This window comes from Stenotrophomonas sp. 17(2023), assembly GCF_030345315.1.
Classification (GTDB): Bacteria; Pseudomonadota; Gammaproteobacteria; order Xanthomonadales; family Xanthomonadaceae; genus Stenotrophomonas; species Stenotrophomonas acidaminiphila.
On the sequence record NZ_CP128405.1, the window covers coordinates 1,109,005 to 1,129,347 of the forward strand.

Here is a 20,343-nt window from a genome sequence, read left to right on the forward strand (position 1 = left end):
GAACTGCGGCAGCTCGCCGCGGCACGGGCCGGCCCTACCATGGAGTTCGTCGGGTTTCACGGCAACATTGGGGGACGCTTGGGTACCCAGATCACGCAACTCCTGCATCGCTGGCAGGGAGGCGACGCGCAGGCGCGGGAGCAGTTGTTCGAAGCCCTGTATTCGGACCTGATGCTGGTTGCCCGCAACCGCCTGTTCAACGATACCGGCGGCACCCTGCAGCCGGCGGCGCTGGTCAACGAATCGCTGCTGCGCCTGCTGGGTTCGGAGGTTGATTTCAAGGACCGCGCCCATTTCATCGCGGTGGCGGCACTGAAGATGCGTTCGGTCCTGGTGGACCACCTGCGCGCGCGGTCCGCGGACAAGCGCGGCGGCAACCTCGTCCAATTGACCCTGTCCCATGCCAGCGACGTGCCCGACGACGACGGCGATGCCTACGACGTGATGGCACTGCACCAGGCGTTGAGCCAGCTGGCCGAACTCGAGCCGCGCGCGGCGAGCATGGTCGAGCTGACCTATTTCGGCGGCATGAGTCGCGATGAGATCGCCATGGTGATGGGGGTTTCGGCACCCACCGTGGACCGCGACCTGCGTTTCGCCAGGGCCTGGCTCAACCGACAGCTGGCCTGATGCCGAACGCGGAGGAGGCGGCGCGTTGGCGCCAGACCCGCGATCTGTTCGATGCCGTCTGCGACCTGCCACGCACGCAGTGGCGGCAGCAGGTGCAGGAGTACTGTGGCGACCCGGCGCTGGCCGAGGAAGTGCTGCAGCTGCTGCATGCGCAGACCCAGGGCCTGAGCCGGATCAGCAGCCGGCTGGACACCGCGCTGGCGCGTGCGCTCACCCCGGAACTGGCGGTGGGCCAGCGGCTGGGACCGTGGCGGCTGACCGCGCGCATCGCCGGCGGCGGCATGGGCACCGTGTTCAAGGCCGAGCGCGACGACGGCGTCTACCGCCGCACGGTGGCGATCAAGTTGCTGCATGGCATGCCGGGCGCGGGCGAGGTGGAGCGGCTGCAGGCCGAACGGCAAGTGCTGGCCGGGCTCAACCTGCCCGACGTGGCCCAGCTCTACGACGGCGGCACCACGCCCGATGGTTATCCGTACCTGGTGATGGAGTACGTCGAGGGCCTGCCACTGGACCGCCATTGCGCCAGCCATGCGCTGGGCCTGGCGGCACGGTTGCGGCTGTTCCTGGACATCTGCGCGATCGTGCGCTCGGCCCATGAGCGCCTGGTGCTGCACTGCGACCTCAAGCCGGGCAATGTGCTGGTCCGGCCCGATGGCAGGCCGGTGCTGCTCGATTTCGGCCTGGCGCGCCTGCTCAACGATGCGCGCGAGCGCGGCGAAGCGGGCTACTGCACGCCCGGCTATGCCAGCCCGGAGCTGGTGGACGGCGGACCGGTGGGCGTGGCCAGCGATGTGTACAGCCTCGGCGTGCTGCTGGTGGAGCTGCTGTCCACGCGCCGCTGCGCACGTACGCTGCAGGACAACCAGGCCCCGGTGGTCCTGCCTTCGGCCAACGCGCCGCAGGGCCTGCGCTGGCGCAGGGCGCTGCGCGGCGACCTCGATGCCATCGCCGCCAGGGCGTGTGCCCGCGACGTCGCCGCCCGCTACCGTTCGGTGGAGACGCTGATGGCCGACGTGACGTGCTATCTGGAGCGGCGGCCGGTGGCCGCGCGGCAGTCCGGGCGCCTGTACCGGCTGGTGCGCGGCGTGCAACGCAATGGACGTGGCCTGGCGGCCGCGGCGGGCGCGCTGTCGCTCGCGCTGGTCTTCGTGGCCGGCCTGGTGCAGGCGCGCCGGCAGGCCGAGGAGGAAGCGGCCATCGCCCACCAGGTCGGTGATTTCATGGTCGGCGTGTTCGAGACCGCCGACCCGTTCCTGCGCACCGGGCGCGGACAGCCGGAGCTGTCATCGCGGCAGTTGCTGGACAAGGCGGCGCTGCGCGTCTCCCAGGACCTGGCCGATGCGCCGGCGCAGCTGGCCCGGATGCGCGCGGTGCTGGGGACGGCGTACCGCAATTCCGGCGTGCCGCGCCAGGCCGACGTGCTGCTGCAGCAGGCTTACGACGGCTTCATGGACGCGCGGGTGAATCGTCCGGCGGATGCGGCGGCGGTGCTGGTGGAACTGTCGCTGCAGAAGACCCAGGGCGGCAACGGCGCGCTGGGCCAGGTGCTGGCCGAGCGCGGCCTCGCGCTGCTGCCGGCGACCGCGGCCACGCCCACCCGGGCGCGGCTGCACGGCGCGCGCGGGCTGGCGCTGGTGAACCAGCAGCAGTTCGACCGCGGCGAGGCCGCCTTCGACACGGCGATGGGCCTGTACGCGAAACTGCCGCACTACAGCGTGGCCACCGAGAAGCTGGCGCTGTCCTACAACAAGGGCCTGATGTACCTGCGCTGGGGGCGGTTGGCGTCGGCCGAGCGCGAACTGCGCCACGTGCTGGGCGGAAGCCAGGGCCGCGGCACCAGCATGGCCCTGGCCGCGGAAATGCGCCTGGCGCAGATCCTGCGCGAGCAGGGGCGCTTCGCGCAGGCATTGCCGCTGCTGCAGGCCGGCCTGCGCCATGCCGAGGAACTGTACGGGCCGGAGAGCAGCTTCGTGCTGATGCAGCACGACGGGCTTGCCGACCTGTACCGCGACTGGGGCGACTACGCCGCTGCCGAACAGCAGTACCAGCTGCGCCTGCGCCTGAGCGGGATCATCGACGGCACCGGGTCTGTGGAGTATTCGATGGGGCTGTTCAACTATGGCGAGCTGCAGGAGCTGCGTGGCGACCTCGCCCAGGCCGAACGGCTCTACCGGCAGGCCTGGGCGATCCGCCGCGAGCGGCTCGGTGGGCAATCGCCCACCAGCCTGCGTGCCGAGTCCGGGCTGGGCGCGCTGTTGATGCGCCAGGCGCGCATGGACGAGGCCGGCGCGCTGCTGGTGCATGCCGATGCCGGCCTGGACGCAGTGCTGCCGGCGGACGCACCCGGACGCATCGAGGCGCGGCTGAACCGCATCGACTGGCACATCCTGCGCGGCGACACCACGCAGGCGCAGGCATTGCTGCGGCAACTGGGCGGGCAGGTGCCGGCGAGCCTGCAGCTGCGCCTGCTGCGCGCCCGCGCGGACCTGGCCGAACGCCGCGGTGAAGGCGCGGCAACGCTGGCGCTGCGCCGCACCGCGCTGGAATACGCGCGTTCGCTGCACGGCAACGACCGGGTCGAAACCGCGACCTGCCACCTCGACCTGGCCGAAACACTGCTGCGGCTGGGCCATCGCCAGCCGGCGCTGGACGCCCTGCGGCAGGCGGCGCCCGCGCTCGAGAGCCGCCTGCTCGCGGATGCACCCGCGCGGCGCAGGCTCGATGGCCTGCGGCTGCTGGCCCGCGGCGGGCAGGGGTGAGCGCGGCCTAGCCCTGCTCGCGCACGATCTCCACCAGCCGCTGCCCGTAGCGCGACAGCTTGCTGCCGCCGATACCACCGACCCGGCCCAGCGCGTCGAGGCTGGTCGGGCGCTGTTCGGCGATGTTGCGCAGGGTGCTGTCGTGGAAGATGACGAACGCCGGCACGTTCTGTTCGCGTGCCAGTTCGGCGCGCAGGTCGCGCAGCGCGTTGAACAGCGCCAGGTCCTGCGGCTGCACCGCCACGCCGGTGCGCGGCGTGCTGCTGCGGTCGCGCTCGCCGCGGGTGGCCGGCGGTTCGCGGCGCATCATCACCTGGCGGCGGCCCTTGAGTACGTCGCGGCTGGCGTCGGTCAGGCGCAGGCCGCCATGTGCTTCGGGGTCCACCTGCAGCAGGCTGGCGGCGACCAGTTGCCGGAACACGCCGCGCCAGTTGCGTGAGTCCAGCTCCTTGCCGATGCCGAAGGTGCTGAGCGTGTCGTGCCCCAGCTGGCGGATGCGTTCGCTGTCGCTGCCGCGCAGGATGTCGATCAGGTGGCCGACGCCGAAGCGCTGGCCGCTGCGGTAGACGCAGCTCAGGGCCTTCTGCGCGGGGATGGTGGCGTCCCAGGCGTCCGGCGGCGTCAGGCAGTTGTCGCAGTTGCCGCAGGGCCGGGGATAGGTCTCGCCGAAGCCGGCCAGCAGCACCTGGCGGCGGCACTGCATCGACTCGCAATAGCCGAGCAGGTGGTCGAGCTTGGCACGCTCCAGGTGCTTGCGCTCCTCGCCGGCTTCGCCCTGCTCGATCATCTGCTTGAGCAGCACCACGTCGCCCAGTCCGTAGCACAGCCATGCTTCGGCCGGCTCGCCGTCGCGGCCGGCGCGGCCGGTTTCCTGGTAGTAGCCTTCCATCGACTTGGGCAGGTCGGTATGTGCGACGAAGCGCACGTCCGGCTTGTCGATGCCCATGCCGAAGGCGATGGTGGCGCACATCACCACGCCGTCCTCGCGCAGGAAGCGGCGCTGGTTGGCCGCGCGCACTTCCGCCGGCAGGCCGGCGTGGTAGGGCAGGGCGTCCAGGCCTTCGCCGCGCAGCATGTCGGCGGTCTCCTCGACCTTGCGCCGCGACATGCAGTAGACGATGCCGGCCTCGCCGCGGTGGCCGCGCAGGAAATCCAGCAGCTGGCGCCGGGCGTTGTCCTTCTGCACCACCGTGTAGCGGATGTTGGGCCGGTCGAAGGAACTGATGAAGTGTTCGGCCTGCGCCAGGTCCAGGCGCTCGGCGATCTCGCGCTGGGTGGGCGGGTCGGCGGTGGCGGTCAGGGCGATGCGCGGCACCTGCGGCCAGCGTTCGTGCAGCACCGTCAGCTGCCGGTATTCGGGGCGGAAATCGTGGCCCCACTGCGATACGCAGTGGGCCTCGTCGATCGCGAACAGGGCGATGCGGCTGCGCTCGAGCAGCGACAGGAAGCGCCCGGTCAGCAGGCGCTCGGGCGCGACGTAGAGCAGGTCCAAGCTGCCGTCCAGCAGCTCGCGCTCGACCCGGCCGGCGGTCTCGGCGTCCAGCGTGGAATTGAGGAACTCGGCACGCACGCCGACCTGGCGCAATGCCTCGACCTGGTCCTGCATCAGCGCGATCAGCGGTGAGACGACGATGCCGCAGCCCTCGCGCAGCAGGGCCGGCACCTGGTAGCACAGTGACTTGCCGCCGCCGGTGGGCATCAGTACCAGCGCGTCGTTGCCGGCGGTGACGTGTTCGACGATGGCCTGCTGGTTGCCGCGGAAGGCATCGTAGCCGAAGACGCGCTTCAGCAGTTCGTGAGCGGGGGAAGACATGCCGACTAGGATAACTGCCCGGTCAAGCCCGGCCGCCCGCTCGCACCCCGTGTCCGCGTCGGGAAAACCGGGGCATGTTCATGTTCGGCGCAGGGCACGAGGCGGCGCGCGTGCACGCGTTACCGCACCGGACCGGGAACATCGGCCATCCTGCGCACCCGCCGGCCCATCCGGACAAGCGCCCGCTTCACGAAAGCGGGCGCGCCGACGGCGAGGGGGATCTGGCAGGCGGATGAAGCAGGGTCCAGGGTTGCGCCGTGCGCAACCCTGGAAAACCGCAGGGCGAACGCCCGAAGGCCTATTGCAAGCACGCACATGATCCCTCTGGAGAACAGCCCCCTTGAGTAAAGGGGGCGCGCCGAAGGCGGGGGATCTGGCAGGCGGATGAAGCAGGGTCCAGGGGTGCGCCGCGCGCAACCCTGGAAAACCGCAGGGCGAACGCCCGAAGGCCTATTGCAACCGCGCACCCGATCCTTCTGGAGGACAGCCCCCTTGAGTAAAGGGGCGCGCCGAAGGCGGGGGGATCTGGCAGGCGGATGAAGCAGGGTCCAGGGGTGCGCCGTGCGCAACCCTGGAAAACCGCAGGGCGAACGCCCGAAGGCCTATTGCAACCGCGCACCCGATCCTTCTGGAGGACAGCCCCCTTGAGTAAAGGGGGCGCGCCGAAGGTGGGGGGATCTGGCAGGCGGATGAAGCAGGGTCCAGGGGTGCGCCGTGCGCAACCCTGGAAAACCGCAGGGCGAACGCCCGAAGGTTTACTGCAGCAGCGAGCGCAGCATCCAGGCGTACTTCTCGTGGGTCTGCAGGCGCTGGGTCAGCAGGTCCTCGCTGGGAGCGTCGCCCGCCTTCTCCGCCTGTTCCAGGACCCTGCGCGCGGTCCGGCACACCGCTTCATTGCCCTGTACCAGCTGTCGCACCATCTCGCGCCAGTCGGCGCTGTCGGTCAGCCCCGGTTCCTCGGCGATGGAGGTCAGGGCGACGAACTCGCGGTACGAGCCGGGGGCGTTGAAGCCCAGCGCGCGGATGCGTTCGGCGATCTCGTCCAGCGCGGTCCACTGTTCGGTGTACTGCGCCTCGAACATGGTGTGCAGCGAATTGAACATCGACCCGGTGACGTTCCAGTGGAAGTTGTGGGTCTTCAGATACAGCGTGTAGGCGTCGGCGAGAAAGTGCGACAGACCGTCGGCGACCTTCTTGCGATCGGCGTCCTTGATCCCGATATCGATGCCCGGCGCCGACGGCGCGGAGGCGGCCAGCTTCTTCTTGCCGGCGTCGGGTTTGCTGCTGTTCTTGGCCTTGGCCATGACGCTTTACTCCTTGTCGGGTTGAATGGCTTCACAATAGCGCCATCGGGACCATACCGGTATTTCAAGTTTTCTCGTTGAACGATTGATGAGCGCTATCGAAAAGGACACTGCCGCGCGCCTGCGCGAAGCCCGCACGGCCATCGACGGGGCGATGAGCCGCGACCGCGGGCGACTGCTCGGGCTGTGGTCGCGCTGGCAGGGCCGGCCGGCCGATGCCGCCGCCGAAGCGGCGTTCCGCGGCCTGCTGGAGCAGTCCCGGGGCCAGCGCCGGCAGCGTGCGGCGCAGCCGGTCGCGATCAGCATGGACGACGCGCTGCCGATCGCGCGTGAAGCCGAGCGGATCACCGCGCTGATCCGCGACCACCAGGTGGTGGTGATCGCCGGCGAGACCGGTTCGGGCAAGACCACCCAGCTGCCCAAGCTGTGCCTGGCCGCCGGGCGCGGCGAGGCCGGCATGATCGGCTGTACCCAGCCGCGGCGCATCGCCGCGCGCGCGGTGGCCACCCGCGTGGCCGAGGAACTGGGCAGCGAACTGGGCACGGTGGTCGGCTACCAGGTGCGCTTCACCGACAAGGTCGGCGAGGACAGCCGCATCAAGTTCATGACCGACGGCATCCTGCTGGCCGAGATCGCGTCCGACCGCTGGCTGTCGCGTTACGACACGCTGATCATCGACGAGGCGCACGAACGCAGCCTCAACATCGATTTCCTGCTCGGCTATCTCAAGCAGCTGCTGCGCCGGCGCCCGGACCTGAAACTGGTGGTGACCTCGGCGACCATCGACACCGAGCGCTTCTCGCGGCATTTCGACGATGCGCCGGTGGTCAGCGTCGAGGGCCGCACGTACCCGGTGGAAGTGCGCTACCGGCCACTGGACGAGGCGCGGCCGGCGGCCACAGAGGGCAGGGGCGGTGGACGCGGGCGTGGCGACGATGCCGACTCGGACCCGGTGTCGGTCAACGACGCCATCGTCGCCGCGGTCGACGAGATCACCCGCCTGGATCCGCGCGGCGACGTGCTGGTGTTCCTGCCCGGCGAGCGCGAGATCCGCGACGCGCACCAGGCGCTGGAACGGCGCAAGTACCGCGAGACCGAGGTGCTGCCGCTGTACGCGCGGCTCTCGGCCAAGGACCAGGACCGGGTGTTCAACCCGGGGCCGAAGCGGCGCCTGGTGCTGACCACCAACGTCGCCGAGACCTCGCTGACGGTGCCGCGCATCCGGTACGTGGTCGATCCCGGCTACGCCCGGGTCAAGCGCTACAGCCCGCGGCAGAAGCTGGACCGGCTGCATATCGAACCGGTGTCGCAGGCCAGCGCCAACCAGCGCAAGGGCCGCTGCGGGCGCATCGCCGAGGGCGTGTGCTACCGCCTGTACGCCGAGGCCGATTTCCAGGCGCGCCCGGAATTCACCGATCCGGAGATCCGCCGTTCCTCGCTGGCCGGGGTGATCCTGCGCATGCTGCAGCTGGGCCTGGGGCGGATCGAGGATTTCCCGTTCCTGGAGCCGCCGGACGAACGCGCGGTTGCCGACGGCTGGCAGCAGCTGGCCGAGCTGGGTGCGATCGACGGCGAGCGCAAGCTCACCGCCATCGGCCGGCAGATGGCGCGGTTGCCGGTGGACGTGAAGCTGGCGCGCATGCTGGTGGCCGCGCAGAAGGCCGGCTGCCTGCACGAGATGCTGGTGATCGCCTCCTTCCTGGGCATCCAGGACCCGCGCGAACGGCCGCCGGAAGCGCGCGAGGCCGCCGACAACGCGCATGCGGCCTTCGCCGACCCGCGCTCGGAATTCCTCGGCATCCTGCGCCTCTGGGAGGGCTACCGGGCCGCGCACGAGGACCTGACCCAATCCAAACTGCGCGACTGGTGCGGCCGGCATTTCCTCGGCTTCCTGCGCATGCGCGAATGGCGCGAACTGCACCGCCAGCTGCGCCTGCTGTGCGAGGAGCTGGGCTGGGACAGCAGCAGCGATGGCGCCTTCGGCAAGGCGCTGCTTGCCGCGCCGGCCGCGCTGCCGGCAGGCGGCGATGGCGAAGCCAGGCGCAAGGCCACGCGCGGCGAACTGCACAAGGCGGCGCGGCTGGCACGCGAAGGCGCGAAGCCGGCGAAATCGGTGACCGGGCCGGATGTCCCGGGGGCCGGCGCAGGCGCCCGGCCAGACAAGGCAAAAACCGACTCTGAGCCCGGTTCCGCCCCGGTACCGGAGAAGGTGCGGGTGGCGGCCTACCAGGCGCTGCACCGGGCGATCCTCGCCGGGCTGCCGACGCAGATCGGCCACCGTACCGAGAAGGGCGACTTCCAGGCGCCGCGCCAGCGCCGCTTCCACCTGTTCCCGGGCTCGGCGCTGGCCAAGCGGCCGCCTCCGTGGGTGCTGAGCGCGACCCTGCTCGATACCCAGCGCGTATGGGGCCTGACCAACGCCGCCATCGAGCCGGACTGGGCGATCGCCGAGCTGCCGCACCTGCTGGCGCGCAAGCATTTCGACCCGCACTGGTCGCGTGCCCAGGGCCAGGTGCTGGCGGCCGAGCAGATCAGCCTGTTCGGGCTGGTGCTGGCGCCGCGCAAGCCGGTGCATTACGGCCGCATCAACCCCGGCGAAGCGCACGACATCTTCGTGCGGCAGGCGCTGGTCACCGGTGAGATCAATACCCGTGCCGGCTTCGTCGCCGACAACCTCAAGGTACTGGAGCAGGCCCGCGAGGAGGAAGCCAAGCTGCGCCGCGCCGGCATCGTCGCCGACGAGGACTGGCAGGCGCGCTGGTACCTGGACCGCATCCCGGCCGACATCCATTCGGCCAGTGGGCTGGATGCCTGGTGGAAGGCGCTGCCGCCCGGGCAGCAGCGCACGCTGCGCTGGTCGCTGGCCGACCTGCTGCCGGGCGAAGGCAGCGAGCAGGAGCGTTATCCGAAGTATTTCGCGCTGGGCGATGCGCGGCTGGCGATGCATTACCGCTTCGAGCCCGGCGCGGCGGACGACGGCGTCACCCTCGACGTGCCGCTGCACCTGCTCAACGCGCTGGACCCGGCGCGGCTGTCATGGCTGGCACCGGGCTTCGTCGCCGACAAGGCCGCGGCACTGATCCGCAGCCTGCCCAAGGCGATGCGCCGCAACTACGTGCCGGCGCCGGACTTCGCCCGCGCCTTCTTCGAGGCATGGCCGCAGCCCTCGGCCGACGACATCCGCGGCGAACTTGCGCGGTTCCTGTCGAAAGCCACCGGCGCGGCGGTGGCCGCCACCGATTTCGACGAGGCGGCGCTGGAGCCGCACCTGTGCATGAACCTGCGCCTGGCCGATGCCGAGGGCCGGCTGCTGGCGATGTCGCGTGATCTCGATGCGCTGCGCGCACGCTTCGGCGAGCGCGCCGGGCAGGCGTTCGCGGCGCGTGCCGGCAAGGCGCTGGCTGCCGAGGGGCTGCGCGAATTCCCGGCCGGCGCCATTCCCGGGCAGGTGCCCGGCGAAGCCGGCGTGCCGGCGTATCCGGCGCTGGTCGATACCGGCGAGACGGCGGCGCTGCGCATCTTCGCCGATCGCAACGAGGCGCTGCTGGCGCATCCGGGCGGGGTACGGCGCCTGCTGGAGATCGCCCTGGCCGACAAGGTCAAGCAGGCCCGCAAGCAGTTGCCGGTATCGCCCAAGACCGGGTTGCTGTACGCGGCCATCGAATCGCAGGAAAGGCTGCGCGGCGACCTGGTAGATGCGGCCATGAACGCGGTGCTGGCCGATGGCCTGGGCGAGATCCGCTCGGCGGAGGCTTTCGAGCTGCGCCGTGCCGATGCCGGCAAGCGCCTGTTCGGCGAAGCGATGGAGCGGCTGCGCCTGGCCGAGACCATCCTCGGCCTGGTAGGCGAGCTCAAGCCGCTGCTGGAAGCGCCGTTGATGGGCTGGGCGCGCGGCAATCTCGACGACATGGAACGGCAGCTGGCGTCGCTGGTCCACGCCGGCTTCCTGCGGCAGACCCCGGCCGACGCGCTGGCGCAGTTCCCGCGCTACCTGAAGGCGATGATCCTGCGCAGCGAACGCGCCAAGCGCGACCCGCCGCGCGACCAGGCGCGCATGCTCGAGCTCAAGCCCTTCGTCGATGCGCTGGAAGAGGCGCGGCTGCAGGGGCAGGCCACGCACCCGCAATGGTCGGCGCTGCGCTGGGACATCGAGGAACTGCGGGTATCGCTGTTCGCGCAGGAGCTGGGCTTCCGCTCCGGCATCTCGCCGAAGAAGCTGGCGCAGCGGGTCGCTTCACTGCGCGGCTGACCCTCCGGCCGGGCCCGCCCGGCGGTGGGCCGCATCGGCAGCTACTGTGTCGCCGCGCGGTGCTGCTCGACGCAGCGCCGGCGTGCGGCATTGACCTGGTCGTGGGCGTAGGCATGCTCGCGGCCGATGGCGCGGCGCAGGTTGTCCATGCGCGCCTGCAGTGCCTGGGTGCGCTTGGCGTCGGGCGCGTTGTCCAGCTGCTCGCCAAGCATCGCCATCTGCTGCTGGTAGGTCGCCACGCGGTCGTTGGAGGGTCCGTAGATCGATGCGGTCGCGGTGGCGATGCACGCGCGCTCGGCGCTGCGATCCGGTTCCGCCGGCGCCGGCGGCGGGCTGCCGCTCTCGCGCAGCGGCGATGGTTCCGGCTCACCGGCCTCCATGGGCGGTGCTGGCGGTGGCGCCGCCGGCAGGCGCTCGCTGCGCAGCTTCATGGGTTGCGCGTTGGCGTCGCAGGGGTGCTCGGAATAGGCGGTTTCCCCGGACTTTCCCTTGCATTTGTAGACCTGGGCCGATGCTCCTGCCGGCAGCAGGAACAGCAGCATGAGCAACAGCTGGGTGGGCATGGCGGGCATGGCGGACCGGGGCAGGGTGCGGGCGCCGTGGTTCGCGGCGCTGAGGAGCGCCCGCCAGCGCGGGCGCGTGGATGGGCGCAGGTTACTTGGTGCGGCGCACCTTGGCGCGGGTGTTGAGCCCGTCCACCTGCAGGTACCAGACCCCTATGAGCCCGGGGCTGATCTGGACCCCCGGCGACTGCTTGCGGACGCCGGGAGCGCGGGCGTCGTCGGTCTGTTCCCATACCTGGCCGTTGTCCAGGGTGTACTGCCGGCCCTTGCCGAAACCGGTGAACTCGCCGGCCAGCGTGGCCTTGATCGGCTCGCTGGAGCCGAAATCGAAGAAGCCGCGGTTCTTCACGATCACTTCCTGGCGGCCTTCCTCGCGCGCCTGTTCCAGCGCGGTGGCGGTGGCATTGCGCACCTTGCCCTGCAGCCAGGCATTGAGCGCGGCCAGTTCATCGGGCGAGAGCTTGTCCAGGCCGGCGGCCTTGAACTCGGCGGTGGACATCTGCTGCTGCAGGTCGCCTTCGACGACACGTTGCGCCTGTGCGGCGAAGGCCGGCGCGAGCAGCAGGGTGGCTGTGAGCAGGAGGGAAAGGCGCGAGGGCTGCATGGGCGATTGTTCCCGTGGATGGTTGGGCGCTAGTGTAGGGGCATCCGCCCGCCATCAACCGCTGTGAACCGTTCTTCCCTCTCCGGCCTGGATGCCCTGCTGCAACGCCCGTCCTGTGGCGCCCTTTCCGATCCGTTGCGGGAGGCGCTGCTGGCCGCCTGGCGGCAGCCCGGGACCGACACCCAGCCGCGGCTGCCGTGGCCGGTGCTGGCCGACACGCTCGATGCGCTGGCCCTGCTGTCCGCCGACGAGGCGGTGATCGCCGCCGCGCTGCTGTTCGATCTGCCGGGCCTGCGCGCGCGCCTGGCGGAGCTGCCGCTGGGCAACGCGACGGCCGCGGTGCGCGGGTTGCTCGACGGGCAGGATGCCGCCGACCAGGTGTGGGCGCTGCACGCCGGGCGCGAGGCCGGCCGCAACAGCGAAGGCCTGCGCCGGCTGCTGCTGTCCATCGTCCACGACCTGCGCGTGGTGCCGGTGCTGCTGGCGCGGCAGCTGGCCTGCATGCGCGCGGCCGACCGCAGCCCCGAGGAACAGCGCCGCGCGCTGGCGCAGCTGACCCGCGACATCCACGCACCGCTGGCCAACCGGCTGGGCATCTGGCAGTTGAAGTGGGAGCTGGAAGACCTGGCGTTCCGCTTCCTGGAGCCGGACACCTACCGCCACATCGCACGCGAAGTGGACGAGACCCGGCTGGCGCGCGAGCGCTACGTCGAAGCGGTCAAGCGGCGCCTGTCCGTGGCACTGGGCGAGCACGGCATCCGTGCCGAGGTCAGTGGCCGGCCCAAGCACATCTACAGCATCTGGCGGAAGATGCAGAAGAAGAAGCTGGCCTTCGAGCAGCTCTACGACCTGCGCGCGGTGCGGGTGATGGTGGACGACGTGGCCGCCTGCTATGCCGCGCTGGGCGTGGTGCACGCGCTGTGGACGCCGATCCCCAGCGAGTTCGACGACTACATCGCCCGGCCCAAGGCCAACGACTACCGCTCGCTGCATACCGCGGTGATCGGCCCGGAAGGGCGCACCGTGGAGGTGCAGATCCGCACCCACGAGATGCACGCGCAGGCCGAACTGGGCGTGGCCGCGCACTGGAAGTACAAGGAAGGCGGCAAGGGCGCGGAGAAGGCCTTCGACCGCAAGATCACCTGGATGCGGCAGTTGCTGGAGCAGGCGCAGGACGCGGCCAATCCCGAGGACCTGGCCGGCGCGCTGGATGCCGAGCTGATCGAGGACCGGGTCTACGCGCTCAGCCCCAAGGGCGAGGTGATGGACCTGCCGGCCGGCGCCACGCCGCTGGATTTCGCCTACCACGTGCACACCATGGTCGGGCACCGTTGCCGCGGCGCCAAGGTCAACGGCCGCATCGTGCCGCTGACCTATCGCCTGCGCAGCGGCGACCGGGTCGAGATCATGACCGCCCGCGACGCCGACCCGCGCCGCGACTGGCTGCTGCCGGCCAACGGTTTTCTCGCCAGCAACCGTTCGCGCGAGAAGGTCCGTACCTGGTTCCACAAGCTCGACCGCGCGCGCAACGTGCAGGCCGGGCGCGAACTGCTGGACCGCGAGCTCAAGCGGCTGGGCCTGCAGCAGGCCGACCTGATGCTGGCGGCCAGGCGCTTCCACGCCGACAGCGTCGATGACCTGTACATCCAGGTCGCGCTCGGCGACACCGGGCCCAGCCAGGTCAGCCGCGCGTTGCTGGAAGCGGAGAAGGAGAAGAACCAGCCGGCCCCGGCGGCGCCGCCGCTGCCGCGGCCGACCGCACGCCGCGAGGGCATCGGCCGTTCCGATTTCACCGTGCAGGGCGTGGGCAACCTGCTGGTGCAGCTGGCGCGCTGCTGCCAGCCGGTGGCCGGCGAGCCGATCACCGGCTACCTCACCCGTACCCGCGGCGTGACCGTGCACCGCGCCGATTGCCCGGCGCTGGCGCGGCTGTCGGCCGCGCACCCCGAGCGCGCGCTGCCGGTGGAGTGGGGCCGCGCCGGCGCGGGCTACGAGGTGGACGTGATGGTCCGCGCCATGGACCGGCGCTGGCTGCTGAAGGACATCACCAACCTGATCGCGCAGGAGGACGCCTACGTGCTCAACATCAACAGCGACCCGCTGCGCGACAGCGGCCGCATGCAGCTGCGGTTGCGGCTGAAGGTGAGCGACTACGGCCAGCTGTCCACGCTGCTGGGCAAGCTCGACGCCTTGCCCGGGGTGGACGAAGCGCGGCGCATGGGGTGAGGCCGGCGTTGCCGGCGAGATCATGGCGGACTGCTAGGCTGGCCGCATGCACAAGGCCCATTCCCGCCTGCCCAGATGGCTGTCGCTGCCCGTCGGCCGCGCGCACCTGTATGCGCGCTGGTGGGTGGCGCGTGGCTGGGACAGCCCGCGTGCCTGGCGTTCGATCGCCATCGGGCTGGTGTTGCTGGCGCTGTTGCTGACGGTGTTCCGGCAGCCGCTGGCGAACCTGCTGTGGCCGGAAACCAAGATCCAGCGCCTGCTCGACGATGGCCACCGCGCGCTGCGCCTGGGCCACCTTTCCGCGGCCGATGGCAGTGGCGCGCGCGAGCTGTTCGAGGCAGCGGCGGCACTGGATCCGGACCGCGGCGACGCGCGCGACGCATTGGCCGACACCGGCCGCGCGGCACTGGAGCAGGCACGGCGGCAGCTGGCCGCCGGCGACGTGCCGGCCACGCGCGCGGCGCTGGAACTTGCGCGGCAGCTGCAGGTGCCACAGGGGGAGCTCGACGCCATCGCCTCGGGCCTGCATCGCCGGGTGCGCGAGCCGGACAGCGTCGAGGACCTACTGCGGCGTGCCGAGGCGGCGCAGGCGCAGGGGCGGCTGGACGCGGGGGCCGACAGCGCGCTGCCGTTGTACCAGCGGGTGCTGGCGGTGCGGCCGGACCACCTGCGGGCACTGCAGGGGCGCGACGATGCCCTGTCCGACCTGCTGGCCGAGGCGGTGTCCGCGGCGCAGCGCGACCAGACCCAGGTGGCGGCCGCCCTGTTGCAACGGGTGCAAGGCTACGACCCCGGGCACGCCGAATTGCCCGCGGCCCGCGCCGCGCTGAATGCGGCGCTGGACCGGCGCCGTGCGCAGGCCGCGCGTGACCTGGCGCGCGGGCGCCTGCGCCAGGCTGCCGACGGCTATGCCCTGGTGCTTGCGGCGGGCGACGACCCGGTGGCACGCCAGGGGCTGCGGCAGGTGGCGCGGGCGTGGGCCGGTGAAGCCGCACGACTGGCCGGCGACTTCCATTTCGAGCAGGCGCGACAGGCGCTGGAGCAGGCCCGCGCGTTGGCGCCGGGCAGCCCCGAGGTGGCCGCCGCCGAACAGGCGCTGCAACGTGCGCAGGGCGCGCGCCGGGCGCTGGAGACACGGATGCCCGCTGCCGAGCGCGAGCGCCAGGTGCGGGTGCTGCTGGCGCAGATGGACGGCGCGGCGTCGCACGGGCAATGGCTGTTGCCGCCCGGTGCCAGCGCCTATGACCGTTTCAAGGCCGCGCAGGCGCTGGCGCCCGGCGATGCGCGGGTGAAGCAGGCTGGCGCCCGCATCCTGCCCGCCGCGCGCGACTGCCTGGACCGGCATCTGCAGGGCAACCGCCTGCAGGCGGCGCGCACCTGCCTGGATGCGTGGCAGGCGCTGGCGCCGGGCGATCCGCTGTTGCCGGCAGCGCGGCGGCGGCTGGCGCAGCGCTGGCTGGCGGTCGGCAGCGAACGGCTCGGCGCCGGCGACGTGGCGTTCGCCAGCCGGGCGCTGGAACAGGCGCGCGCGCTGGACGCGGCGACCCCGGAACTGCCGGCTTTCGCCGAACGCCTGGGTAACGCCAGGCGCTAGGACAGGAACACCCGCGCCACCACCTCGCGTGCGGCATCCATCGAGAAGTGCCGGGCGATGTTGTCCAGGCCGTTGCCCGACAGTCGCCGCCACAGGGCTTCATCGTCATGCAGCCGTACCACCGCGTCGGCGAACGCCCTGGCGTCGTCGGCGACCAGCACATCCTCGCCGTCGTGCAGGTGCATGCCCTCGGCGGCGCAGTGCGTGGCCACCACCGGCTGGCCATGGGCCATGCTCAGGTTGATCTTGCCCTTGACCCCGGCGCCGAAGCGCAGCGGCGCCACCGCGACGCGGCCGCCCGCCATCCACGGCACCACGTCGGGCACGTAGCCATGCACCTGCACGCCCGGCTGCGTGGCCGCCAGCGCGCGCAGGCTGTCGGGCACGTCGGCGCCGATGCAGTGGAAGCGGATCTCCGGCAGGCGTTGCCGGATCAACGGGAATACCTCGCCGATGAACCACTGCATCGCATCCAGGTTCGGCGGGTGGTTGAAGCCGCCGACGAACACCAGCCCCTGCCGCTGTGCCCAGTCCAGCCCCCGGCCGGCGACTTCATGCAGGTTGGACAGCAGCTCCACCCGCACCGAAGGCGCGTCGACGGCCAACTGCTGTTTCTCGGCGGCGCTGACCAGCAGGGTCACATCGGTCGCGGCCATCACCGCCAGCTCGCTGGCACGGGTGCGCTCGGCGCCGCGCGCCAGGCGCGGGTCGCCGCTGAGCTCGGCACCGCGGCGTTCGCGCAGGTAGTGCAGGTCCACCGTGTCGAACACGGTGCGCGCCTGCGGCGCGTGGCGCCGCAGCAGCGGCAGGCACTCGGTGGCGACGTGGTGGCGCACCAGCATCGCCACCTGGAAGCGCGGGCCATGCGTGCGCAGCCAGGGGCCCACGCCCTGCAGCCACGGCGCGTGCCACACCTCCACGCCCAGTACCTGCAGGGCCTGGGTGGCGGCGCCGCCGTGTTCGCCGCGGGTGGGCAGGAACACCACGTGCGCGCCGCCGGCCAGCAGCATGCGGATCAGGTTGAACTGGCGCAGCGAGGCCGAATCGCGATCCGGGCGCGGCACCGCCTCGTCGATGATCAGCACCTGACGCTGGCCGCGGTGCACGAGCGCGGGGCCGGGCACGCTGCCGGCCGGCAGCTGCCGCGCCAGCGCAGGGCGCCATGCGTCGGCGAACACCTGCTGGTTGCGGACCTGCCAGGCCTTGATCCCGCTGCCGGTGTCGGTGCCGTTGCTGGTGCCTTCTTCGTGCACGACGCGGCTGCCCGGCTGCACCAGCACGCGGCGGCCGGCGGCGCGCACCTTGAACGCCAGGTCGGTGTCCTCGTAGTACGCCGGTGCATAGCGCGCGTCCAACCCGCCGAGCTGCTCGAACAGCGCGCGCGGAATGGCCAGGGCCGCGCCGGAGCAGTAGTCGGCGTCGCGCAGGCTGGCGTAGCGCGGGTCCTCGGCCGATTCGAAACGGCCGTAACTCCAGCAGCTGCCGTCGTCGAACACGATACCGCCCGACTCCTGCAGGCGGCCGTCCGGGTACAGCAGCTGCGCGCCGACCAGGCCGGCCTCCGGGACCTGGGCGAAGGTGTCGAGCAGGGCGTCCAGCCAGCCCGGCTGTGGCACGGTGTCGTTGTTCAGCAGCACCACGTACTGCCCGCGGGCCAGCCGCAGGCCATCGTTGCAGGCAGCGATGAAGCCGCCGTTGTGCGCGCGGCGGTGATGGCGCAGGCCATCGATCGCCGCCATCCAGGCCGCGGTATCGTCGCTGCTGCCATCGTCGATCACCAGGATCTCGCAGGCCGCGGCGGGCGGGTGCGCGGCCAGTGCGCGCAGGCACGCCAGGGTATGCGCCGCATGGTTGTAGACCGGGATCACGATGCTCGCGACCGGTTGCGCGCTGGCGGGCACGGCGAACGGCGCGAAGGCGGCAGCGGCAGGTGCGTACAGCGGCTCGCGCCGTGGCGGCGGCTGCCGCCGCAGGCGCACGCCGACGCGTTGCAGCGTGGCGCGCCAGCCGCGGGTACGCAGGCTGGCCAGGCCGCGGCGGATCAGGCCGACGATGCGGGCGAGGTGGTAGCGCGCATCGGCCGGGGACATCGACATTCGGTTGCAACTCCAGCTTAAGCAGGTGGGGGCCGGCAGCAGTGCGGTGGCGCGAGGCTGCGTTAGACTCGCCTGAACCTACATTCTCGCATCCCCGTGCCGCGACGCTACGATACCGACGAACTGGACGACGATACCGACGAGCCGGGCACGCCCTGGCGCAACCGGCTGATCACCTGGGGCCTGGCCGCGGCCGCCCTCGGCCTCGGTTTCCTGATCCCGTACACGCTGTACCTGAACTCGCAGGTGACCCAGCGCTTCGGCGAGCTGCGCTGGCAGATCCCGACCCGGGTCTATGCCAGGCCGCTGGTGCTGGCGCCGGGGGTGGCGATGAACGCCGGCACGCTCAGGACCGAGCTGGCGGCGTCGGCCTACCGCGACGACGGCATCGGCCAGAGCCCGGGCACCTACCGGCTGCAGGACGGCCGGTTCACCATTTCCAGCCGTGGCTATGTCGATGTCGACGGGCGCGTGGCGCCGCGCCGGATCGAAGTGGTGGTCTCCGCTGGCCAGGTCGCCTCGCTGCGCGATGCCACGCAGCGCAAGGCGCTCAAGGCCGCGCGGCTGGACCCGGCGCGAATCGCCACCCTGTACGGGCAGAAGCAGGAGGAACGGCGGCTGGTGCGCATCGCCGATGCGCCGGAGCTGCTGGTCACCGGCCTGCAGGCGGTGGAGGACAAAGATTTCAACAGCCACCACGGCATCGACCTGAGCGGCATCGTGCGCGCGGTCTGGGTGACGGTGCGCTCCGGCGGCAAGGTGCGACAGGGCGCCAGCACGCTGACCCAGCAGCTGGCCCGCAGCGGCCTGCTCGGCATCGGCAAGGAACAGACCCTCACCCGCAAGTTCAACGAGGTGCTGTACGCGCTGATCATGGAAGCGCGCTACGACAAGCCGGTGATCCTGGAGGCCTACCTCAACCAGGTCTACCTGGGGCAGCGCGGCAGCCAGGCGATCCACGGCGTGGCGTCGGGCGCCGAGTTCTGGTTCGGGCGCGATCTGAATTCGCTGACCACCGAGCAGGTGGCGCTGTTGATCGGGCTGGTGAAGGGGCCGTCCTACTACGATCCGCGCCGCAACCCCGAGCGCGCGCTGGACCGCCGCAACTTCGTGCTGGGCAAGCTGCACGAGAACGACCTGATCGACGCGGCCGAGTACCAGCGCGCGCTGAAGGCGCCGCTGGGGGTGCCGAAGGTGCCGGGGCTGGTGGCGGCCAACCGCTTCCCGGCCTATATCGACCTGGTGCGGCGCCAGCTCGGCCATGACTACCCGGAAAGCACCCTGCAGGGCGCGGGCCTCAACGTCCTCACCGGCATGTCGCCCTCGGCCCAGGCCTACGCCGAAGGCGCGGTGGCGCATACGGTCAAGTCGCTGGAGAGCAAGCGCCGCCCCGAGCTGCAGGCGGGGCTGGTGCTGACCGACGTGCACAACGGCGACGTGCTGGCGGTGGTCGGCAGCCGCGACGTCGCCGAACCGGGCTTCAACCGCGCCATCGACGCGCAGCGGCCGGTCGGTTCGCTGCTCAAGCCGTTCGTGTACCTGCTGGCGCTTGCACAGCCGGACCGCTGGTCGCTGGCGACCTGGGTCGAGGACACCCCGGTCACCGTGCAGCTCAGCCGCGGGCGCAACTGGACCCCGGGCAACGCCGACAACCGCAGCCACGGCACGGTGCGCCTGATCGACGCGCTGGCCCGCTCCTACAACCAGGCCACGGTGCGGGTCGGCATGCAGGTCGGGCCCGAGCGCATCACCCAGCTGATCCACGTGCTGGCCGGGCTCAAGGCCGAGGCCAACCCGGCGGTGATCCTGGGCTCCACCGACCAGAGTCCCTACGGCATGGCGCAGCTGTACCAGTTCCTGGCGTCGGGCGGCGAGATCCAGCCGCTGCATGCCGTGCGCGGGGTGGTCGATGCCCAGGGCACGCTGCTCAAGCGCTACGACAAGACTCCGGCGCCGGCACAGGAAGGCGACTCCATCGCCGCCAACCTGATCAGCGTGGCGCTGCAGCAGGTGGTGTCCAGCGGTACCGCGTCCGGACTCAACGCCGACGGCCTGGGCCGGCTGCAGCCGGCCGGCAAGACCGGCACCACCAACGACGGCCGCGACAGCTGGTACGCCGGCTACACCGGCGACCACCTGGCGGTGGTGTGGATGGGCAACGACCAGAACGAGCAGGCCGGCCTGTTCGGCGCCACCGGCGCGATGCGGGTGTGGTCGGGCATCTTCCGCAACCTGCCGAGCCGGCCGCTGCGGGTGAACAGCAAGGGCCTGGACTGGCAGTACGTGGCCGCCGAGGGCAACAACAGCACCGACGAAGGCTGCCCGGGCGCACGCCGGCTGCCGTTCGTGGCCGGCTTCGCCCCGGCCTACGCGCCCTGTGCGCCGCAGGCGGTGCCGGAAGAGGAGACCCAGGAAAGCGGCGGCTGGCGCAGCTGGTTCGGGCTGGACCGCAAGGAGCCGGCGGCGTCGTCAAGCACGCCTTCAGACGCGCCTGCGCGATAATGG

11 protein-coding genes are annotated in these 20,343 nt (G+C 71.5%); 6 read left to right on the plus strand and 5 right to left on the minus strand.

Annotation, left to right across the window (positions count from 1 at the left end; all coding sequences use genetic code 11):
* The first annotated feature begins 78 nt into the window (after positions 1-78).
* Entirely contained in the window at positions 79-630 is a 552-nt protein-coding gene (locus tag QQA12_RS04935; RefSeq protein ID WP_054663948.1) for an ECF-type sigma factor, read from the plus strand.
* Entirely contained in the window at positions 630-3,389 is a 2,760-nt protein-coding gene (locus QQA12_RS04940; RefSeq protein WP_226050163.1) for a tetratricopeptide repeat protein, read from the plus strand. The genes QQA12_RS04935 and QQA12_RS04940 overlap by 1 nt, the downstream gene beginning before the upstream one ends.
* A 7-nt stretch (positions 3,390-3,396) precedes the next feature.
* On the opposite strand, the gene recQ is transcribed toward QQA12_RS04940, so the two are convergent.
* Together recQ and QQA12_RS04950 are read right to left on the minus strand one after the other, a co-directional pair.
* Positions 3,397-5,202 carry a DNA helicase RecQ gene (recQ, locus tag QQA12_RS04945; protein ID WP_226050162.1) on the minus strand — a complete coding sequence of 602 codons (1,806 nt, stop codon included), beginning with the start codon at positions 5,200-5,202 and terminating at the stop codon, positions 3,397-3,399.
* A gap of 755 nt (positions 5,203-5,957) precedes the next feature.
* Positions 5,958-6,506 carry a Dps family protein gene (locus tag QQA12_RS04950; RefSeq protein WP_054663957.1) on the minus strand — a complete coding sequence of 183 codons (549 nt, stop codon included), beginning with the start codon at positions 6,504-6,506 and terminating at the stop codon, positions 5,958-5,960.
* Between the two features lie 88 nt (positions 6,507-6,594).
* Here QQA12_RS04950 and hrpA point away from each other — a divergent pair, with 88 nt between their 5' ends.
* On the plus strand, positions 6,595-10,755 hold the full coding sequence (gene hrpA / locus QQA12_RS04955) for an ATP-dependent RNA helicase HrpA (protein WP_226050161.1): 4,161 nt from the start codon (positions 6,595-6,597) through the stop codon (positions 10,753-10,755).
* Between the two features lie 41 nt (positions 10,756-10,796).
* Here hrpA and QQA12_RS04960 read toward each other — a convergent pair whose 3' ends face one another.
* Entirely contained in the window at positions 10,797-11,327 is a 531-nt protein-coding gene (locus QQA12_RS04960; RefSeq protein ID WP_226050160.1) for a DUF4124 domain-containing protein, read from the minus strand.
* 82 nt (positions 11,328-11,409) lie between these two features.
* Complete coding sequence (locus QQA12_RS04965; protein ID WP_226050159.1) at positions 11,410-11,922, minus strand: hypothetical protein; 513 nt, start codon at positions 11,920-11,922, stop codon at positions 11,410-11,412.
* Between the two features lie 63 nt (positions 11,923-11,985).
* Between QQA12_RS04965 and QQA12_RS04970 the strand changes: the two genes are divergently transcribed.
* Positions 11,986-14,148 (plus strand): bifunctional (p)ppGpp synthetase/guanosine-3',5'-bis(diphosphate) 3'-pyrophosphohydrolase, encoded by a 2,163-nt coding sequence (locus QQA12_RS04970; RefSeq protein ID WP_226050158.1) that lies wholly within the window; start codon positions 11,986-11,988, stop codon positions 14,146-14,148.
* A 46-nt stretch (positions 14,149-14,194) separates the two neighbouring features.
* Positions 14,195-15,742: a hypothetical protein gene (locus QQA12_RS04975; protein ID WP_226050157.1), complete on the plus strand. Its 1,548-nt coding sequence runs from the start codon at positions 14,195-14,197 to the stop codon at positions 15,740-15,742.
* Here QQA12_RS04975 and QQA12_RS04980 read toward each other — a convergent pair.
* Positions 15,739-17,838, minus strand: coding sequence for a glycosyltransferase (locus QQA12_RS04980; protein WP_226050156.1), 2,100 nt, complete (start codon positions 17,836-17,838; stop codon positions 15,739-15,741). The genes QQA12_RS04975 and QQA12_RS04980 overlap by 4 nt on opposite strands.
* A 96-nt stretch (positions 17,839-17,934) precedes the next feature.
* On the opposite strand from QQA12_RS04980, the gene mrcB reads away from it, so the two are divergent.
* On the plus strand, positions 17,935-20,340 hold the full coding sequence (mrcB, locus tag QQA12_RS04985; protein WP_226050155.1) for a penicillin-binding protein 1B: 2,406 nt from the start codon (positions 17,935-17,937) through the stop codon (positions 20,338-20,340).
* The last annotated feature ends 3 nt before the right edge of the window (positions 20,341-20,343 follow it).

Coding starts and splice junctions, on each gene's coding strand:
- QQA12_RS04940 (WP_226050163.1), top strand. CDS start 630: ATGCCGAACGCGGAGGAGGCGGCGCGTTGGCGCCAGACCCGCGATCTG.
- recQ (WP_226050162.1), bottom strand. CDS start 5,202: ATGTCTTCCCCCGCTCACGAACTGCTGAAGCGCGTCTTCGGCTACGAT.
- QQA12_RS04950 (WP_054663957.1), bottom strand. CDS start 6,506: ATGGCCAAGGCCAAGAACAGCAGCAAACCCGACGCCGGCAAGAAGAAG.
- hrpA (WP_226050161.1), top strand. CDS start 6,595: ATGAGCGCTATCGAAAAGGACACTGCCGCGCGCCTGCGCGAAGCCCGC.
- QQA12_RS04960 (WP_226050160.1), bottom strand. CDS start 11,327: ATGCCCGCCATGCCCACCCAGCTGTTGCTCATGCTGCTGTTCCTGCTG.
- QQA12_RS04965 (WP_226050159.1), bottom strand. CDS start 11,922: ATGCAGCCCTCGCGCCTTTCCCTCCTGCTCACAGCCACCCTGCTGCTC.
- QQA12_RS04975 (WP_226050157.1), top strand. CDS start 14,195: ATGCACAAGGCCCATTCCCGCCTGCCCAGATGGCTGTCGCTGCCCGTC.
- QQA12_RS04980 (WP_226050156.1), bottom strand. CDS start 17,838: ATGTCGATGTCCCCGGCCGATGCGCGCTACCACCTCGCCCGCATCGTC.